This window comes from Thalassovita aquimarina (assembly GCF_018219815.1).
Classification (GTDB): domain Bacteria; phylum Pseudomonadota; class Alphaproteobacteria; order Rhodobacterales; family Rhodobacteraceae; genus Thalassobius; species Thalassobius aquimarinus.
In genome coordinates this window covers 19,390-36,623 of sequence record NZ_JADMKU010000017.1, presented here as the reverse complement: position 1 = coordinate 36,623, position 17,234 = coordinate 19,390, and the positions used below count along the sequence as shown (strand labels likewise).

The following is a 17,234-nucleotide window of genomic DNA, read 5'->3' as shown; positions in this document are numbered from 1 at the left end:
CCCTGAACCCGGTTCAGGGCCGTTTTTCTTAGGAGCGACAGAATGTTGCGACTGACTGTTGACACCCCAACCGGCGCCGTCACCCTGACCGAAAACGACGGCGCGATCACCCGCGCGGAGTGGGGCGGGGCGTATGCGGATCATTCACCGCTTCTGGACGATGTGGCGCGTCAACTGGCGGAATATTTCGACGGTGACCGGACCGAATTCGACCTGCCGCTGCGGGTGCTGGGATCGGAGTTCCAAGAGCGGGTATGCGCGGCCATTTCCGCGATTCCTTTCGGACAAACAAGAACCTACGGCGACCTGGCGCGGGAACTGGGCGTGCCGGCCCAGGCGGTGGGGCAGGGTTGTGGCGGCAATCCCATCCCGATCCTGATCCCGTGTCACCGGGTGCTTGGCAGTGGCGGTCTGGGCGGGTTTTCCGGCCGCGGCGGGGTGGAAACCAAGATCTGGCTGTTGAAGCATGAAGGGGCGGCGGGGCTGCTGATCTGAGCCGGGTTAAGCCTGGCTTGCACAAAACGGCCTTTTCCGGATCCGTTATCCACAGGAAACCCATACCAATTGATGCATTTCAATCTTTTGGGGGTAACTTTCGGGGTCTGTCAGAAAGGGCGCCGAACCTGTTCTCCGGTGCCGCCAGTGTTTTCCGGGGAACGACTTGTTGACCCAAGGAGTCCATATCGGGAAGTTATCCACGGAAATGCCGCGAATTCTTGTCTGATTCCAACATTATGTGGAAAACTCAGGTTGAAGGCCGTTCCGGCACGATCTGTTGCACGATCCCGACCAGAAGCAGGTAGACCGAGGTTACCACCAGCCCCCAATGGGCCCAGCTGTCGGGATGGAAATCGACCCAAGCCGCCCAGCCGGCAAAGAAGGTCCAGGCCAGCGCCATCGGCAGCGACAGGTTGCGCCACCGTTCGGTGCGCACCGGGTGGATGAATTTCAGCGGCATGAACATGGCCACTGCCAACACGGTGACCAGGGCAAGGATGACCCAGAAATTCGGCGTCACCGCGAACAGCACGATCACCAGCATGTTCCAGCAGCCGGGAAAGCCGGCGAAGGAATTGTCCTTGGTCTTCATCCGCGTGTCCGCGAAATACATCGCGCTGGCGAAGGTGATGATGATGATCGCGAACCAGCCGGTCCAGCCCGGCAGCAGATCGGACTTGAACAGCGCGAAGGCCGGGATGAAGACATATGTCAGGTAATCGATGATCAGATCCAGCAACACGCCGTCGAATTGCGCGGCGTAATGTTTGACGTGGTAGCGCCGCGCCAGCGGCCCGTCGATCCCGTCCACGGCGAAGGCCACCACCAGCCACAGGAACATTAGGCTCCACTTTCCATCGACCGCAGCGAGCATCGAAAGCATCGCGAACACCGCCCCGGTTGCGGTCAGAAGGTGGACCGACAAAGCCTTAAATTCGTTTCTGATAATCATTTGGGGCACCTGCTGCGCGGCTTATCAAGCCTTCGGATGGGTCTTATCGTATACCTGCAAGATCCGATTCAAGTCCACCGCGGTATAGGCCTGCGTGGTCGATAGCGAGGCATGGCCCAGCAATTCCTGTATCGCCCTGAGATCGCCGCCGGCGTTCAGAAGGTGGGTGGCGAAGCTGTGGCGCATCGCGTGCGGCGTGGCGCTGGCGGGCAGGCCCAGCTGCATCCGCGCCTGTTCCATCACCTTCTGGATCGCGCGCGGATTGAGCGCGCCGCCCCGGACGCCGCGAAACAGCGGCTTGTCGGGTTCGCTGGGGAACGGGCACAGTCGGACATAGCGGGCAACCGCGGCCTGCGCCGCGGGCAGCACCGGCACCAGCCGTTCCTTTTTGCCCTTGCCGAGAATCCGCAGGGTTTCGGCCAGCGGGAAATCGCGGCCCGTGAGTCCAAGTGCTTCGGAAATCCGCAAGCCGCAGCCGTAAAGCAGGGTCACCACCGCAACGTCGCGGGCGCCGATCCAATCCTGATCCGCCTGCATTTCGATCGCGCCAATCATGTCCCTGGCGTCACCCTCGGCCAGGGGGCGCGGCAGCTTGGCGGAGAATTTTGGGGTGCGGGCGGACAATACGGTGGTCGGCTCGAACCCTTCGCGTTCGGCCAGCCAGCGGTAAAAGCTTTTCACCGCCGACAGCTTGCGCGCCAGCGACCGCGATCCCACGCCCCGGCCACGGGTAAAGGCCATCCAGGCACGCATGTCCGACACGGTGATTTGCGACAGGGCAGCCAGCCCTTGCGCCTGCCCCTTGTGTTCGGTGATGAAGGCGAGGAAATCGGTGACGTCGCGGGAATAGGCGGCAATGGTGTGATCCGAGGCGTCCTTCAACGCCTTTTGCCTCTCCAGCCAGGTCTGCAGGGCATCGCGTGCGGCCGGAGAGATCAGGGTCATGACAGCCAGCGGCGCATCGAACGTTCGAACACGCCGGCGAAGAAACCCAGAAGATCGGTGCCCTGTTGCGGGGAAAACTGATGCGGATCCTCGGATCCCATCACAAGCATGCCCGGCAGGCGGCCGGTGCCGAAATCGAGCTTCAGGCAGGCTTCGGACCGGATCCAGCCGGCCTTGTCGCCGTAAACTTCGGGCGCGCCTTCGTGCATCTGGCGCAGGGTGACTTGGCGCAGCGGGATGTTGCGGCCCTGGGTAAGGTAGTGGGCGATGAAACCGGGTTCGGCCACCGACAGCACGTCGCCCAGCCGCTGCACCGCCGGTTCGTCGTCGTTCTGCACCGATTCCAGAACCAGCTTCATGCAGTCGACCCGCAGGATGTCGGCGACCGGTCCGCCCAGATCGCGCAGGAAGACCTCGAATTCCATCGGGTCGAGCATCCGCAGGATGGCGCGATGCACCTGGTTGGTGCCGGCAAGGTTTTCGTAAGCGGCGGCGATGACGCTTCGATGGGTGTCTTCCAGCCTGTCGAAGCGGGATTCCAGCCGTTCCATCGCGATGCCGCGCAGGTCGACGATGTTGCCGCCCATCGCGCGTTCGTTGGCGGCGATCAGCGCCTGCATAAGGTCTTGATCGTCAAGGATTACGTCGGGCTGCGCGATGATTTTTTCGCGCAGGGCGTCGTCGATCTTGGGTGTGCTGCTCATGAAACCGTCATTCTTTTTTCGGGAATATTAGCAGAAGGTTCCCGCGATTGCTTCAAGTTTTTCCGGCGGCACTGGGCACTAATCTGCCGGAGACGCGGCTGGGGGTGGGCCGTCAGTGGATAAATTCGAATCCTGTCAGGTCTCCATCGGTTTGCGGTTTCCGGTTCCTGTGGATACCTGCCGAAACGAAAAAAGGCGCGCCAAGGGGCACGCCTTTCGCCTGTCCGGGGTGGGGCCGGTTACAGGATCTTGATCTTCGCGGCTTCGATATCGGCCAGGAAGGTGGCCAAGCCCTTGTCGGTCAGCGGGTGATTGACCAGCGATTTGATCACTGCCGGCGGCGCGGTCATCACGTCGGCGCCGATGCGGGCGCAATCCAGAACGTGGTTGACCGAACGGATCGACGCGGCGAGGATTTCGGTCTCGAACCCGTAATTGTCGTAAACGGTGCGGATGTCCTCGATCAGTTCCAAACCGTCGAGCCCGATATCGTCCATCCGGCCGATGAAGGGGCTGATGAAGGTCGCGCCCGCCTTGGCGGCCAGCAGCGCCTGGTTGGCGCTGAAGCACAGGGTGACGTTGACCATGTTGCCTTCGCCGCTCAGCACCTTGCAGGCTTTCAGCCCGTCCCAGGTCAGCGGCACCTTGATGGCGATGTTTTCGGCGATCTCGGCCAGCTTGCGGCCCTCGGTGATCATCGTGTCGGCGTCGGTCGCGGTGACTTCTGCCGATACCGGGCCGTCAACCAGATCGCAGATCTGCTTGGTCACTTCTAGGATGTCGCGGCCGGCTTTCTTGATCAGCGACGGGTTGGTGGTCACACCATCGACCATGCCCAGTTCGTGCAGTTCGGCGATGGCGTCGAATTCGGCGGTATCAACGAAGAATTTCATGTCGGGGCCTCGAATGGGTTGGACTTTGCTCGGCTTGGCTTTACCCCATAGTGGATGAACCCGAAACCCAAAAAAGGCGCCCCGTGACCGAGCCAGATTTCTTTGACGAAGGTGATCTTGTCGGCGTGCTGACGACGCAGCCGCTGGACCGGGTGCTGGATTACAAGGCGCCCGAAGGCGGCTGCTGGCGTGGGGCCTTCGTCGAGGTGCCCTTGGGGCCGCGCAAGGTGCTGGGCGTGGTCTGGGGCCGGGGCAAGGGCGATTATGACCGCGCGAAAATCCGGTCGGTGATCCGGGTGCTGGACGTGGCCCCGATGCGCGAGGAAATGCGCGCCTTTCTGACGCGCGCGGGCGATTACACGCTGACGCCGCGCCCGGCGATGCTGCGGCTGGCGACGCGGGCGCCGGGGCTGTCCGATCCGCCCTCGATGCAGAAGATCTACCGCTTGGGCGACCGTGAACCCGACCGGATGACCGATGCCCGCACGCGGGTGCTGGAGGTGCTGCGCGAATACGGCGGGCTGGCCTTCACGCTGAAGGAACTGGCCGAAATGGGGGGCGTGTCGACCGGCGTGGTCAAGGGATTGGTGAAACAGGGCGCGGTGCTGGAGGAAGACCGGCCGCGCGATCTGCCTTTCCCAACACTGGACCCAGATCATGGCGGCAAGGATTTGGCCGAGGATCAGGCTGAGGCGGCCGCATCGTTGCGCGCGGCGGTGCAAAGCGGCGTTTACGGCACAACGCTCCTGCGCGGCGTTACCGGGTCGGGTAAAACGGAGGTCTACCTTGAAGCGGTGGCCGAATGCCTGCGGCAGGGGCGGCAGGCTTTGGTTCTGCTGCCGGAAATCGCGCTGACCGCGGAATTCCTGACACGGGTGGAGGCGCGGTTCGGCGCCAAACCCGCCGAATGGCATTCCGGCGTCACCATGACCGAACGGCGACGGATCTGGAAAATGGTCGGGCAAGGGGGCGCGCAGATGGTGATCGGCGCGCGCTCGGCCCTGTTCCTTCCGTTCCAAAACCTTGGCCTGATCATCGTCGACGAGGAACACGACACCTCCTACAAGCAGGAAGACGGGGCTTTGTACAACGCCCGCGACATGGCCGTGTTGCGCGCCAGCATCTGCGGTGCGCGGGTGGTTCTGGCCTCGGCCACGCCATCCTTGGAAAGCTGGACCAATGCCGAAGCCGGCAAGTACGACAAGCTGACCCTGACCAGCCGTTACGGCGCGTCGGTCATGCCGGACATGAAGGCGATCGACATGCGCGGTGAAAAGCTGCCCTCGGATCGCTGGATATCCGGCGCGCTGCAAAGGGCGGTGAATGAGCGGATCGAAAAGGGCGAACAGGCGCTGTTGTTCATCAACCGGCGCGGCTATGCGCCGGTCACGATCTGCCGGGCCTGCGGGCATCAGATCGCCTGCGATCAGTGCGACGCGCGGATGGTGGAACACCGTTTCCTCAAGCGTCTTGTCTGCCACCAATGCGGCGAAAGCAAACCGATGCCCGAGGTCTGTCCCAATTGCGAAGCCGAAGGCCGTCTGGCCCCGGTGGGGCCGGGGGTTGAGCGGCTGACCGAGGAAGCGGTGAATCTGTTCCCGGACGCGCGGGTGGTGACGCTCAGTTCCGACATGTTCGGATCGGCGCGGGCGCTGAAGGCACAGATCGCCGAGATCGCCGAGGGCGGCGCCGATATCATCATCGGCACCCAGCTGGTGGCCAAGGGGCACAATTTCCCGCTGCTGACGCTGGTGGGGGTGATCGATGCCGACCTGGGGCTGCAGGGGTCGGACCTGCGCGCCGCCGAGCGCACGTTCCAGTTGATGCGGCAGGTGGCGGGACGGGCCGGACGGTCGGAGCGAAAGGGATTGGCGCTGTTGCAGTCCTACCAGCCCGAACATCCGGTGATCCGCGCCATCCTGGCCGGCGACGAAGAAGGTTTCTGGCGGGCCGAGGCGGAAGAGCGCCGACAGGCCGGGGTGCCGCCCTTCGGTCGCATGGCCGGCATCATCCTGAGTTCGCCGGACGTTCAGGAAGTCTTCGATCTGGGGACGGAAATGGCCCGGCGAAGCGCGCCGCTGCGGCAGATCGGGGCGCAGGTCTTCGGTCCCGCCCCAGCGCCCATCGCGCGCATTCGGGGGCGGCACCGGGTGCGGCTGCTGGTCAAGGCCGACAAGGGCGCGCCGCTGCAGGCGGCGCTGGCCGAATGGATCGCGCAGTTCAAGCTGTCAAATCAGACCCGCCTGAGCGTCGATATCGATCCGCAAAGTTTCCTCTGACCGCAGGGCCGCGATCAACGCGCGGCCACCCGCCGCAGCGCCGGCTGGTCGATCACGATATCGGTGGCCATCGCGCCCACCCACATGAAGAACAGCGCACACCATGCGGTGCCGGCAAAGATCGATCCCCCGGTGACCCCGTTGCCGATGGCACAGCCACCGGCCAGCATGCCGCCGAACCCCATCAGCGCTGCACCGATCATTGCCCGGCGCATGGGCGAGGATCCCTCGAAACCCTGGAACTTGAATTCACCCGCCAGCGACGAGGCCAGGAACGACCCCAGGAACACGCCCGGCACAAGGCCCACGTCGAATTCCAGGATCGGGTTGCGTTCGAGGAAGAACATTAGCGTATTGGCCGACGGGCCGGTGAAGGTGGCGCTCACGATCTGTACCGGCTCGAATGCGACTTGGCTCAACCCGAAGGTCAGCACCCAGCCCAGGGCAACCGAAAAACCGACGCCGGAGGCGAAGACGAGCCGGGAAAAGCCGATCTTGTTGCGACGCGACAGTTCCAGCGCCAGCGCGGCGGTGGCGATGCCGAAGGCCAGGCCCGCCCAGTCGGGCAGGTGGAAAAACGCCAGCAGGTCCATATTGCGGCCGCCTTCGGTGATCCACATCGCCGCCAGTTTGTCGCGCCACCCGGCAAGGATGCCGTGCAGGCTCATCTGCGCGACCACCGCGAAGATCAGCCCCGACACGACCGAGCGCAGGTTCCCCGTCGCCGCCAGCACCAGCAACCGGCCCGAACAGCCCTTGGCCAGGACCATGCCGATGCCGAACAGGAGCCCGCCGATGATCGCGCCGGACCAGCTGCCGGGCACGGCCATGATGCGCGCGTCCTCGGATCGCATCAGCCCTAGAAGCTGCGCCCCCTGCACCCAGACCACCGCGGTTGAAAAGGTCAGCAGCCAGACCGCGACCCTGTCATTCATGTGGCCACGGGCGAATTCCACCGTGGCGGCGCGCAGGCAGAAGCGCGACCGTTGCGCCGCGATCCCGAAAACCACGCCGGTAATCAGCCCCAGAAGGGCGGCGGTGGGGGATTCCCCGATCCGTTCGACGATGCTCAGCAAATCCATGGCGCGGCTCCTTGTCTGTCTTCCGGGTGTCCCTGCCATAGATATATTCAAATTTCATTGATTCAGATCAGGTCTGTCCGGATAGCGCGGGGAATAAGGCCGGTTGCGATATGGAAACGCGCCAAAAGGGCGCTGAACTTTCCCGGAAATCGCCGCATGCGACCTGTCGATGTCGCATTCAAGCGGCCTGAAACCGACCGGCCAGGTCGCCCATAAAATAGACCGAATCCCCTAACATGGCCGAGCGTGCAGGCATTCACGCCGAAAGAGGAGGAGCGGCATGGAGCAACACGATGTTCAGCACGGGTTTGAAAAGCTGATCGGGAGCGCCGCGGATCAGGCGCAAACCATCGCGGCGATGGCGATGATGCTGGCAGGCAGCCCGGTTCTGGTCGACGCGGCCAGCCAGATGCTGGAAGGCGGCACTGATCCGGCTTTCGGGACGGTGCGGTGGCGGACGCTGTTCTGCGCCGACCGCACCCCGACCAGCCAATTCGTGCTGGGCCTGGCCGAATTCGATGCCGGGGGCACTTTGCTGCCGCATCGCCATGCCCCCGCCGAGTTCTATTTCGGCCTGACCGGGACAGGTGTGGTGACCATCGACGGCGTGGCGCACCGGATCGCGCCGGGCATTGCGCTTTTCATTCCCGGGGATGTGGAGCATGGCGTTTGCGCCGGCGAAGAGGGGCTGCAATTCCTCTATGGTTTCCCGCGCGACCGCTTCGGCGAGGTGGAATACCGCTTCTCGGCGTCCTGATCGTCAGCGCCCTGACGCAGGGCGCCCTGAGCGCTGCTGCACAGAGCGGCGGTGCTTTCCGTCTCGCCAAGGTCGGGGCGTGGGCGTATAGAATCGCCATGAGCCTGTTTCCGACCCCGACCCCGATCCCTCTGGCGCAAGCGCGTGACCTTCCGTTCTGGCGCCGTCCGATCAGCCTTCTTTTCGTGATGGCAATGGCGATGCCGGTGGCGTTTTTCACTTGGTCGGCGCTGCTGAACAACTTCGTCATCGAGGTGGCGAATTTTAACGGTTCCGACATCGGCTGGCTGCATACGGTGCGCGAAATCCCCGGGTTCCTGGCGATCGGTGTGATCGCCCTGATCATGGTGATCCGCGAACAGGTGCTGGGCATCGTGTCGCTGATCCTGCTTGGCGTGGCCACCGCGATGACCGCATGGTTCCCGTCGCTGGGCGGCATCCTGACCATCACCATGCTCAGTTCCATCGGCTTTCACTACTACGAGACGGTCAACCAGTCGCTGCAATTGCAATGGCTGCCCAAGGAGCGCGCGCCGCAGATGCTGGGCTGGTTGCTGGCCACCGGGTCGGCGGCGACGCTCGTGGCCTACGTGTTGATCGTGCTGAGCTGGGAAACGCTGGGGCTGACCTACAACATCGTCTACCTTCTGGCGGGCGGGTTCACCGCGGTGGTGGCGGTGTTCTGCCTGCTGGCCTATCCGCAGTTCGAGGCGCCCAATCCGCAGGTGAAGAAATTCGTGCTGCGCCGCCGTTACTGGCTGTATTACGCGTTGCAGTTCATGGCCGGGGCGCGGCGGCAGATCTTCACCGTCTTCGCCGGCTTCATGATGGTCGAACGCTTCGGTTTCGACGTGCACGAAGTGACCGGGCTCTACCTGATCAACCTGGTGCTGAACATGGGGCTGGCGCCGGTCTTCGGCAAGATCGTGGCGCGGTTCGGCGAACGCCGGGCGCTGATCTTCGAATATGTCGGGCTGGTGAGCGTGTTCCTGGCCTATGGCGGCATCTACTGGTTCGGCTGGGGCGTTTTGCTGGCCTCGGTGCTTTATGTCATCGATCACATGTTCTTTGCGCTGGCCCTGGCGCTGAAGACCTATTTCCAGAAGATCGCCGATCCCGGCGATATCGCGCCCACCGCCGCCGTGGCCTTCACCATCAATCATATCGCCGCCGTGTTCCTGCCGGCGCTGCTGGGCTACCTGTGGCTGGTGTCGCCCGGCGCGGTGTTCTTCCTGGCGGCCGGGATGGCGGCGACGTCGCTTTGCCTGGCGCTGCTGATCCCGCGCCATCCCGAACCCGGCAATGAAACCGTGTTTTCGCGGTTCCTGCCGGCCCCGGCGGAGTAACCCATGGCCGTCCCCAAAGCGAAATTCACCACCGGGTCCACAATGCGCCATGTCGTCGTGATGACGATGACCGGCGCCCTGGGGCTGAGTTTCATGTTCCTGGTCGATTTCCTGGCGCTGTTCTGGGTCAGCCAGCTGCGCGACGAGGTGCTGATTTCGGCCATTGGTTTCGCCGCCACGATCCAGTTCTTCGCCGTTTCGGTGGCGATCGGAATGATGATCGCCGGGGTGGCGCTGGTCAGCCGGTCGCTGGGCATGGGCAAGGGCAACCGGGCGCGGCGGATTGCGTCTGTCGTGCTGATCTATTCCACCGGCATCCAGTCGCTGCTGGCGCTGCTGATTTTTGCCTTCCGCCGCGACATCCTGATGTGGACCGGGGCCGAGGGGGAGACGCTCGAAGTCGCGGTCCACTTTCTTGCCATCTCGTTGCCCTCGCTGCCGCTGATCGTGATGGGGATGTGCGCATCATCGATCCTGCGCGCGGTGGGCGATGCCTGGCGCTCGATGCTGGTGACGGTGATCGGCGGTGCGGTGGCCGTGGTTCTTGATCCGCTGCTCATTGTCGTCCTGGGGCTTGGCGTCGAAGGCGCGGCGATTGTGATCGTGATTTCGCGGCTGATGATGACGGTGGTCGGGCTCTACTGGCTGGGCGTCACGCACCGGATGATGGCCAAGCCGGCCCAATGGGACATGGTGGCCTTCCTCAAACCCTATCTGGCAATCGCGCTGCCGGCGGTGGCGACCCAGCTCTCGACGCCGTTCGGTAACTGGGTGTTGATCCGGGCGATTGCCGAACATGGCGACAGCGCGGTGGCGGGTTTCGGCGTGGTGTCGCGGCTGACCATCCTGGGCTTTGGCGGCATCTACGCCCTGTCCGGGGCGATCGGCGGCATCATCGGCCAGAACGCCGGGGCCGGGTTGCGTGACCGGGTGGCGGGCGCCTATGCCGATGCGCTGAAGTTCTGCGCCATCTATACCGGGATCACCTGGGCGCTGATGGCCGTCTTCGCCGATCTGATCGCCGCCGCCTTCGGGCTCAGCCCCGAAGGCACCCATATCGTGAAGATGTTCGCCTATTATGCCGCCGGGTCCTTCGTGTTTACCGGGGCGCTGTTCGTGTCGAACGCGGCGTTCAACAACCTGGGCCGGCCGCTATGGGCAACGATCAGCAACTGGCTCCGGGACGGTATCCTGATGCTGCCGCTGGCCTTCAGCATGGGGGCGATCTGGGGCGCGGGCGGCGTTGTCATGGCGCAGGCCGCCGCCAATACGATGGTCGGGATCGGGGCGGCGGTGGTCGGCTGGCGCTATGTCCGGGCCGGGCGCGGGATCGAAGCGCGGACGCGCGCTAAGGCTTGACCCGGACCGATTGCGCGCTTAGGCGCTGAGCCAGATAGACACCGGAGAACCGCCATGCCCACCTTTACCGCCCTGACCACACTGCCCGGAAAAGATCCCGCCGAGAAGCTGGGCGAGGCGATGGAGCGGCTGATCCCGGAACCGACCGGCGTCGGCGTGTTCGAGATCGAGGACGATTCCGGTCTTTGGGAAGTGGGCGGCTATTTCGTTGAAGCGCCCGACGAGGCCGGGCTGGCGGTTCTGGCCGCGGCGTTCGGCGCCAAACCCTTCGTGATTTCCGAACTGCCCGAAACCGATTGGGTCGCCAAGGTCAAACGCGAACTGGCCCCGGTCGAGGCCGGCCGGTTCTTCGTCTATGGCAGCCATGACGCCGACAAGGTGCCCGAGGGCGTCGAGCCGCTGCTGATCGAGGCCGCGATGGCCTTCGGCACCGGCCATCACGGCACCACGCAGGGCTGCCTGCGGGCACTGGACCGGCTGGACAACGGCGGGTTCACCGGGCGCAACGTGGCCGATATCGGCTGTGGTACCGCGGTTCTGGCGATGGGCGCGGCGCGGATCTGGCCCAACCCCGTGCTGGCCAGTGATATCGACCCGGTCGCGGTCGAGGTGGCCGAGGCCAACGTCGCGGTGAATGGTTTGGAGGGCCGGGTCAAATGCGTCGTCGCGGCCGGTTTCGACAATCCCGAACTGCAGGCCGCCGCGCCGTTCGACCTGGTCTTTGCCAACATCCTGAAGGGGCCTCTGATCGACCTGGCGCCTGACATGGCATCGAATCTGCAGGATGGCGGATACGCGATTCTGTCAGGGATTCTGAACGAACAGGCCGACGAGGTGATCGCGGTTTATGCACGATCCGGCATCAATCTTGTCCATCGGGAAGAGATTGGTGAATGGACGACGCTGACACTCGTAAAATAAGGGAATTTAAGGGGCAAATTTAGCCCAATTTGAGGCAACTGCCCCTTTTTTGCCACAATTCGGAAGTAGCTTCTTTACCGTGTTGAGTGGGGGCTCAACCAGTGGAGGCTGTGATGGCCGATGCGTTTCATGAGTTTGACGAGCGGCTGCGCCGGATCGACCGCAAGCGCACCCGTCTGCGGCGCGGTTATGTCACCGTCGTGGGCCGGGATGGATTGATCGTCACCAAGCCGCGGCGGATGCGGCGCAGATTTCCGGTCCGCGGCATCATGTTGCTTGCTCTGGGATTTATGGGTTTCAAGGCGCTGCTGATGGCGCATCTTGGATTTGGCATCTACCTTGATCGTGTCGAAAACCTGCAGAAGGGCGGGATGGTGGAACAGGCCGGGGCCGTTTTGATGGCGCCCGAGCCGGTTTCGCAATTGCTGGCGGTCCAGCTGCGCCCCTACCTGAAATGACGGTTTCCCAAAGTCTTTCTTCAAACGAAAACGGCCGCGCCCTGACGGGTGCGACCGTTTCTTTTCGGGAATGATCCGCAGATCAGCGCATGCGCGCGACCTTTGCGATATCGGCGCGGCACAGGCCGATGTCTTCCAGTTCGCGGGCAGACAGACGCGACAGTTCGTTGCGCGTCACGCGGGTGGTGTTCCAGTTCACGATCGCATCGCGCAGCGACAGGAAAGTGTTCGCGACGACAAGGGCGCTGCGTGAAATAAGGCTGGCAATAACGCCAGCCTGATACTGGGTGTTGTTGTCATAGACAGCCATATCAGGATCCTCAGGGTTGAAAGGTTGGTGCGTTCACCTGAGGGGGCAGATAGAGTGCCGGTTTTGAGTGCACAATAACCCAAAACTGCATAGTATGTATGCGGTTTTTGCATGGCGGGCTTTTGCGGCTTTCGGCCTTTAAAAATTGGGCGATAGCCGGGGCCGGAGACATCGTTTTCAGATGATTTTGCACCAAAAACGGACCGGATGTTACCGCATGTGGCCGGTTTGCCTAATTTTCGTTCGCACCGTTTACTCTTGGTGTTTGTTCTCGTTTCGTGCTAATCCAACAAAAAACAACAGAGCAGGGGGCAGAGATGCGGGTTTTGGGGATCGATCCCGGCTTGCGCAATCTCGGATGGGGCGTGATCGAGGCTGAAGGCAGCCGAATCACACATGTGGCGAACGGCGTTTGTCATTCCGAGGGCACCGATCTTGCGGTGCGGTTGCTGTCGCTGCATCGGCAGCTGACCGATGTGGTCGGACAGTACGCGCCGGACACGGCGGCGGTGGAGCAGACTTTCGTCAACAAGGATGCGGTGGGGACGCTGAAACTGGGCCAGGCGCGCGGGATCGCCCTGCTAGTGCCCGCGCAGGCGGGGCTTGCGGTTGGCGAATATGCCCCCAACAAGGTCAAGAAGACCGTGGTCGGCGTCGGCCACGCGGCCAAGCAGCAGGTTGATCACATGGTTAAGATGCAGCTCCCCGGCGTTCAGATCGCCGGACCGGATGCCGCCGATGCATTGGCGATCGCGATCTGCCACGCGCATTACATCCGCGCGCCCGGCGCGTTGCTGAAGGAAAAAGGGGTTCGCGCATGATCGGCAAGGTTTCGGGGCGGATCGATTATCGCGGCGAAGATCACGTGCTGATCGATGTGCGCGGGGTCGGCTACATCGTCTATTGTTCAGACCGCACGCTTGCCACCTTGCCCGGGCCGGGCGAGGCGGTGGCGCTTTATACCGACCTGCTGGTGCGCGAGGACCTGATGCAGCTGTTCGGGTTCCCGACGCTGGTGGAAAAGGAATGGCATCGTCTGCTGATGGGCGTTCAGGGCATCGGCGCCAAGGCGTCGCTGGCGATCCTTGGCGCGCTTGGCGCCGACGGGGTCAGCCGGGCGATCGCGCTTGGCGACATCGCGGCGATCAAGGCGGCCAAGGGGGTCGGTCCGAAAACCGCGCAACGGGTGGTGATCGAACTGAAGGACAAGGCGCCGGGCGTGATGGCGATGGCTGGCAGCCTGCCGGAAGCGATGGGCGAGGTGCCCGCGATGCCCGACGATGTGATCGAGGCCGCGGAGCCTGCTGCCAAGCCTGCGAAGGCGCCCAAGCCGCGGGTGCGGACATCCGCCGCCGCGCAATCCGATGCGCTGTCTGCGCTCGCCAATCTTGGATACGCCCCGGCGGAAGCCGCCAGCGCCGTGGCGCAGGCGGCACAGGACGCGCCCGAGGCCGAGACCTCGGCGCTGATCCGCGCGGCCTTGAAGCTGCTGGCGCCGAAAGGGTAAGGCGATGATGACCCCCCTGCATGAAAGCGCCGCGATGACCGAACCAGACACCACCCTGCGCCCCGAACGCCAGCCCGAGGATAACGACCGCGCGCTGCGGCCGCAGGTGCTGGACGATTTCATCGGCCAGGCCGAGGCGCGGGCGAACCTCAAGGTCTTCATCCAGTCGGCCCGCCAGCGCGGCGAGGCGATGGACCACACGCTGTTCCACGGCCCGCCCGGTCTGGGCAAGACCACGCTGGCGCAGATCATGGCGCGCGAGCTGGGGGTGAGTTTCCGCATGACCTCCGGTCCCGTTCTGGCCAAGGCGGGCGACCTGGCGGCGATCCTGACCAATCTCGAAGCGCGCGACGTGTTGTTCATCGACGAAATTCACCGGCTGAATCCGGCGGTCGAAGAAGTGCTCTACCCGGCGCTGGAAGACTACGAACTGGACCTTGTGATCGGCGAAGGCCCCGCCGCGCGCACCGTGCGGATCGAACTGCAGCCCTTCACGCTGGTCGGCGCGACCACCCGTCTGGGGCTGTTGACCACGCCGCTGCGCGACCGGTTCGGCATTCCGACCCGGCTGCAATTCTACACCGTTGAAGAACTCAACGAGATCGTCACCCGCAACGCGCGCCTGATGGGCGCGCCCGCCGATCCCGAAGGTGCGCGCGAGATCGCCAAGCGGTCGCGCGGCACGCCGCGGATCGCCGGGCGGCTGCTGCGCCGGGTGGTCGATTTCGCGCTGGTCGAGGGCGACGGGCGGGTGACGCAGGCGATCGCCGATCACGCGCTGACCCGGCTGGGGGTGGATCATCTGGGCCTTGACGGGGCCGACCGGCGGTACCTGCGGCTCATCGCGGAAAATTACGGCGGCGGCCCGGTGGGAATCGAAACCATGTCTGCCGCGCTGAGCGAAAGCCGCGACGCGCTGGAAGAGGTGATCGAACCCTTCCTGCTGCAGCAGGGGCTGATCCAGCGCACTCCGCGCGGCCGGATGCTGGCGGCGAAGGCATGGCGGCATCTGGGGCTGGACGCGCCGAAGGAGCCGGGGCAGGGCGCGCTTTTCGACTAGTGTGGTTCCCGGCATTGCACTTCGATTCGAGTATTTCAACCAAGAAGAAGGGGAATGCGGTGCACAAGGATCTGGAACGGCTGCAGGCCCGGGCGGCGGATGTGGGGCGTATCTATGCCGACAATTTCGGGATCGAGCGCGACGGGGCGTTTTACCTCGGCAAGATGACCGAGGAACTGGGCGAGGTCGCCTCGGCCTATCTGAAGCTGGCGGGCAAGTCGCGCGGGTCGGACGGGGACGCTCAGGCGCTGCGGCAAGAGCTGGAGGACGAGCTGGCCGATCTTTTCGGGTTTCTGATGATTTTTGCCGACTGGCAGGGGGTGGACCTTGCCGCCGCCTTTGAGAGAAAATGGGGAAAATACCTGAAGGACCGGCCATGACACCGCAAGAGATCGAAACCCTGTTCACGCGTGCCGACGGGCAATACGCATTCGCCCGCTGGGGCCGTCCCATCGCGCCGATCGTGTTCGGCGTCGAAGAGGACACGCTGCAGATCGTCAAGGGCGCGATCGAAGCGGTGGCAAAGCTGGCCGGGCACGAGGTGGCGGAAACCGATCCCGAACTCGGCGCCAACATGATGTTCTTTTTCTTTCGCGACTGGGACGAATTGCCGGGGGTGCCCAACCTCGACAAGATGATCCCCGACCTGGCCGATCTGGTGGCGCGGCTGAAGGCAGCGGACGCCAACCAGTACCGCGCTTTCCGGTTCGACGACCAGGGCGGCATCCAGGCCGCTTTCGCCTTCATCCGGATCGACGATCAGCTGGGCAAGATGCCGGCCGAAACGCTGGCCCTGGGGCAGGTGGTGCAGCTCATGCTGCTGTGGTCGGACCGGGCCTTTACCGAAACATCGCCGCTGGCGGTGGCGGGCGGCACGACCATCTTGCGCCCCGATATCGCCGGGGTGGTGCGGGCCGCTTACGATCCGGTCCTGCCGGTTGCGGCGCAGGATTCCAGCCACGCGCTGCGCCTGTTCGCCCGTCTGCAGGCGCAGGAACCGGCGTCATGAGTCGGGGCGACCTGCGGCTGTTCGTGGCGCTGGACCTGCCGGAGGCCCTGCGCGAGGACCTGATGGATATTCAGGACGGTCTGGGCGTCGGTCGCGAGGTGGATGAGGAGAACCTGCACATCACGCTGGCCTTCCTCGACGGGCAGAACCAGCAGGTGGTCGAACCGCTGCACGACATGCTGTGGGCGATCCAGATGGCGCCGGTGCGGTTGAAGGTGACGGGGCTGGAGCTGTTCGGCGGCAGGCAGCCAAACCTGATGGCGGCGCTGTTCGAAAAGGTGCCGGAACTGGGCGCGCTGCAGGAAAAGGTGGCGCAGGCGGCGCGGATGGCCGGGATCGACCTGCCGCGCCAGCGGTTCAAGCCGCATGCGACGCTGGTGCGTTTCCCGCGCGAATTGCCCTTTGAGGCGCGCCAGCGCATCACCGCCTACATGGCCGCGCAGGGCGGGACCACGCTGGAGGGCGGCGAGGCCACGTCCTTTTCGCTCTACCGGTCGCGGTTGCGCGAGGACGGGCCGGTTTACGAGGCGCTGGCGACCTATCCCCTGACAAAATTGTCCTGACCGGCCCGACCTGCATCGGCCCGGCTTGCGTCGGCCTGTCGTGCTGCTAGGCTGCGCCCGAAACAGCCGGGAGCCCGATCCACATGACACATAAATTGCCCATTCGCGTCTATTACGAAGACACCGACATGGCAGGGATCGTCTATTACGCCAATTACCTGCGCTACATCGAGCGGGCACGCAGCGAATGGGTGCGCGAACTGGGCATCGATCAGCGCGAAATGAAGGAAGCGGACGGGCTGGTCTTCGTCGTCCGCCGGGTTGAAGCCGATTACCTGGCCCCGGCCAAGCTCGACGACCTGCTGACGGTGGAAACCGAAACGGTGCAGCTGACCGGCGTTCGCTGGATTCTCGAACAGCGGGTCAAGCGCGGCGAGGACGTTTTGTTCCAGGCCGTGGTGACGGTGGTGATGATGACCGAAACCGGCCATCCGGCCCGGATGCCCGCCAACATCCGCCAGATGGTGCATTGAGGTGCGGAGTTGAGGCCCGTTCCTCGGCTTAACCCGCGATAATCCGCTCAAATCGCCGTCGTAGGGCGCCAATCCTGTTGGTTTCCGTTTCGGGATCGGCTAGCCTCGCGCCCAAGAA

The 17,234-nt window shown here is 64.0% G+C and carries 20 protein-coding genes; 14 read left to right on the top strand and 6 right to left on the bottom strand.

Annotation, left to right across the window (positions count from 1 at the left end; genetic code table 11):
* Window positions 1-42 precede the first annotated feature (42 nt).
* Window positions 43-495: a methylated-DNA--[protein]-cysteine S-methyltransferase gene (locus tag IT775_RS16320; protein ID WP_212702290.1), complete on the top strand. Its 453-nt coding sequence runs from the start codon at window positions 43-45 to the stop codon at window positions 493-495.
* Between the two features lie 250 nt (window positions 496-745).
* Here the strand turns inward: IT775_RS16320 and IT775_RS16315 are convergent, their stop codons facing one another.
* The 4 genes from IT775_RS16315 to fsa all read right to left on the bottom strand — a co-directional run bounded on the left by IT775_RS16315 (window position 746) and on the right by fsa (window position 3,992).
* Window positions 746-1,450: a CDP-alcohol phosphatidyltransferase family protein gene (locus IT775_RS16315; protein WP_212702289.1), complete on the bottom strand. Its 705-nt coding sequence runs from the start codon at window positions 1,448-1,450 to the stop codon at window positions 746-748.
* A 24-nt stretch (window positions 1,451-1,474) separates the two neighbouring features.
* Window positions 1,475-2,395: a tyrosine recombinase XerC gene (locus IT775_RS16310; protein ID WP_212702288.1), complete on the bottom strand. Its 921-nt coding sequence runs from the start codon at window positions 2,393-2,395 to the stop codon at window positions 1,475-1,477.
* Entirely contained in the window at window positions 2,392-3,099 is a 708-nt protein-coding gene (locus IT775_RS16305; protein ID WP_212702287.1) for a DUF484 family protein, read from the bottom strand. Before IT775_RS16305 ends, IT775_RS16310 begins: the two co-directional genes overlap by 4 nt.
* 239 nt (window positions 3,100-3,338) lie before the next feature.
* The gene (gene fsa, locus IT775_RS16300) at window positions 3,339-3,992 is read right to left on the bottom strand and encodes a fructose-6-phosphate aldolase (RefSeq protein ID WP_212702286.1); all 654 of its coding nucleotides are present in this window, start codon (window positions 3,990-3,992) and stop codon (window positions 3,339-3,341) included.
* Between the two features lie 83 nt (window positions 3,993-4,075).
* Here fsa and IT775_RS16295 point away from each other — a divergent pair, with 83 nt between their 5' ends.
* Window positions 4,076-6,271: a primosomal protein N' gene (locus tag IT775_RS16295; protein ID WP_212702285.1), complete on the top strand. Its 2,196-nt coding sequence runs from the start codon at window positions 4,076-4,078 to the stop codon at window positions 6,269-6,271.
* Between the two features lie 14 nt (window positions 6,272-6,285).
* Here the strand turns inward: IT775_RS16295 and IT775_RS16290 are convergent, their stop codons facing one another.
* Window positions 6,286-7,353, bottom strand: a complete 1,068-nt coding sequence (locus IT775_RS16290; RefSeq protein ID WP_212702284.1) for a YeeE/YedE family protein — start codon at window positions 7,351-7,353, stop codon at window positions 6,286-6,288.
* 280 nt (window positions 7,354-7,633) lie between these two features.
* Here IT775_RS16290 and IT775_RS16285 point away from each other — a divergent pair, with 280 nt between their 5' ends.
* The 5 genes from IT775_RS16285 to IT775_RS16265 all read left to right on the top strand — a co-directional run bounded on the left by IT775_RS16285 (window position 7,634) and on the right by IT775_RS16265 (window position 12,194).
* Window positions 7,634-8,110 (top strand): cupin domain-containing protein, encoded by a 477-nt coding sequence (locus IT775_RS16285; RefSeq protein ID WP_246525658.1) that lies wholly within the window; start codon window positions 7,634-7,636, stop codon window positions 8,108-8,110.
* A gap of 98 nt (window positions 8,111-8,208) precedes the next feature.
* Window positions 8,209-9,456 carry an MFS transporter gene (locus tag IT775_RS16280; protein WP_212702283.1) on the top strand — a complete coding sequence of 416 codons (1,248 nt, stop codon included), beginning with the start codon at window positions 8,209-8,211 and terminating at the stop codon, window positions 9,454-9,456.
* 3 nt (window positions 9,457-9,459) lie between these two features.
* A complete protein-coding gene (locus tag IT775_RS16275; protein WP_212702282.1) occupies window positions 9,460-10,815 on the top strand; it encodes an MATE family efflux transporter in 1,356 nt (451 codons plus the stop codon).
* Window positions 10,816-10,869: 54 nt separating this feature from the next.
* Window positions 10,870-11,736 (top strand): 50S ribosomal protein L11 methyltransferase, encoded by an 867-nt coding sequence (locus IT775_RS16270; protein WP_212702281.1) that lies wholly within the window; start codon window positions 10,870-10,872, stop codon window positions 11,734-11,736.
* A gap of 113 nt (window positions 11,737-11,849) precedes the next feature.
* A complete protein-coding gene (locus tag IT775_RS16265; protein WP_212702280.1) occupies window positions 11,850-12,194 on the top strand; it encodes a hypothetical protein in 345 nt (114 codons plus the stop codon).
* Between the two features lie 82 nt (window positions 12,195-12,276).
* Here the strand turns inward: IT775_RS16265 and IT775_RS16260 are convergent, their stop codons facing one another.
* Window positions 12,277-12,504 carry a DUF1127 domain-containing protein gene (locus IT775_RS16260; protein ID WP_212702279.1) on the bottom strand — a complete coding sequence of 76 codons (228 nt, stop codon included), beginning with the start codon at window positions 12,502-12,504 and terminating at the stop codon, window positions 12,277-12,279.
* Between the two features lie 317 nt (window positions 12,505-12,821).
* On the opposite strand from IT775_RS16260, the gene ruvC reads away from it, so the two are divergent.
* The 7 genes from ruvC to ybgC all read left to right on the top strand — a co-directional run bounded on the left by ruvC (window position 12,822) and on the right by ybgC (window position 17,116).
* Window positions 12,822-13,325, top strand: coding sequence for a crossover junction endodeoxyribonuclease RuvC (gene ruvC, locus IT775_RS16255; protein ID WP_212702278.1), 504 nt, complete (start codon window positions 12,822-12,824; stop codon window positions 13,323-13,325).
* Window positions 13,322-14,011, top strand: a complete 690-nt coding sequence (gene ruvA / locus IT775_RS16250; protein WP_212702277.1) for a Holliday junction branch migration protein RuvA — start codon at window positions 13,322-13,324, stop codon at window positions 14,009-14,011. Before ruvC ends, ruvA begins: the two co-directional genes overlap by 4 nt.
* Before the next feature lie 34 nt (window positions 14,012-14,045).
* Window positions 14,046-15,071, top strand: coding sequence for a Holliday junction branch migration DNA helicase RuvB (gene ruvB, locus IT775_RS16245; RefSeq protein ID WP_212702342.1), 1,026 nt, complete (start codon window positions 14,046-14,048; stop codon window positions 15,069-15,071).
* Between the two features lie 59 nt (window positions 15,072-15,130).
* Window positions 15,131-15,451, top strand: a complete 321-nt coding sequence (locus tag IT775_RS16240) for a nucleoside triphosphate pyrophosphohydrolase family protein (RefSeq protein ID WP_343231155.1) — start codon at window positions 15,131-15,133, stop codon at window positions 15,449-15,451.
* Window positions 15,448-16,080, top strand: coding sequence for a type 2 periplasmic-binding domain-containing protein (locus tag IT775_RS16235; protein ID WP_212702276.1), 633 nt, complete (start codon window positions 15,448-15,450; stop codon window positions 16,078-16,080). The genes IT775_RS16240 and IT775_RS16235 overlap by 4 nt, the downstream gene beginning before the upstream one ends.
* Complete coding sequence (gene thpR, locus IT775_RS16230) at window positions 16,077-16,643, top strand: RNA 2',3'-cyclic phosphodiesterase (RefSeq protein WP_212702275.1); 567 nt, start codon at window positions 16,077-16,079, stop codon at window positions 16,641-16,643. Before IT775_RS16235 ends, thpR begins: the two co-directional genes overlap by 4 nt.
* Before the next feature lie 83 nt (window positions 16,644-16,726).
* Window positions 16,727-17,116 carry a tol-pal system-associated acyl-CoA thioesterase gene (gene ybgC / locus IT775_RS16225; RefSeq protein ID WP_212702274.1) on the top strand — a complete coding sequence of 130 codons (390 nt, stop codon included), beginning with the start codon at window positions 16,727-16,729 and terminating at the stop codon, window positions 17,114-17,116.
* Window positions 17,117-17,234: the final 118 nt, after the last annotated feature.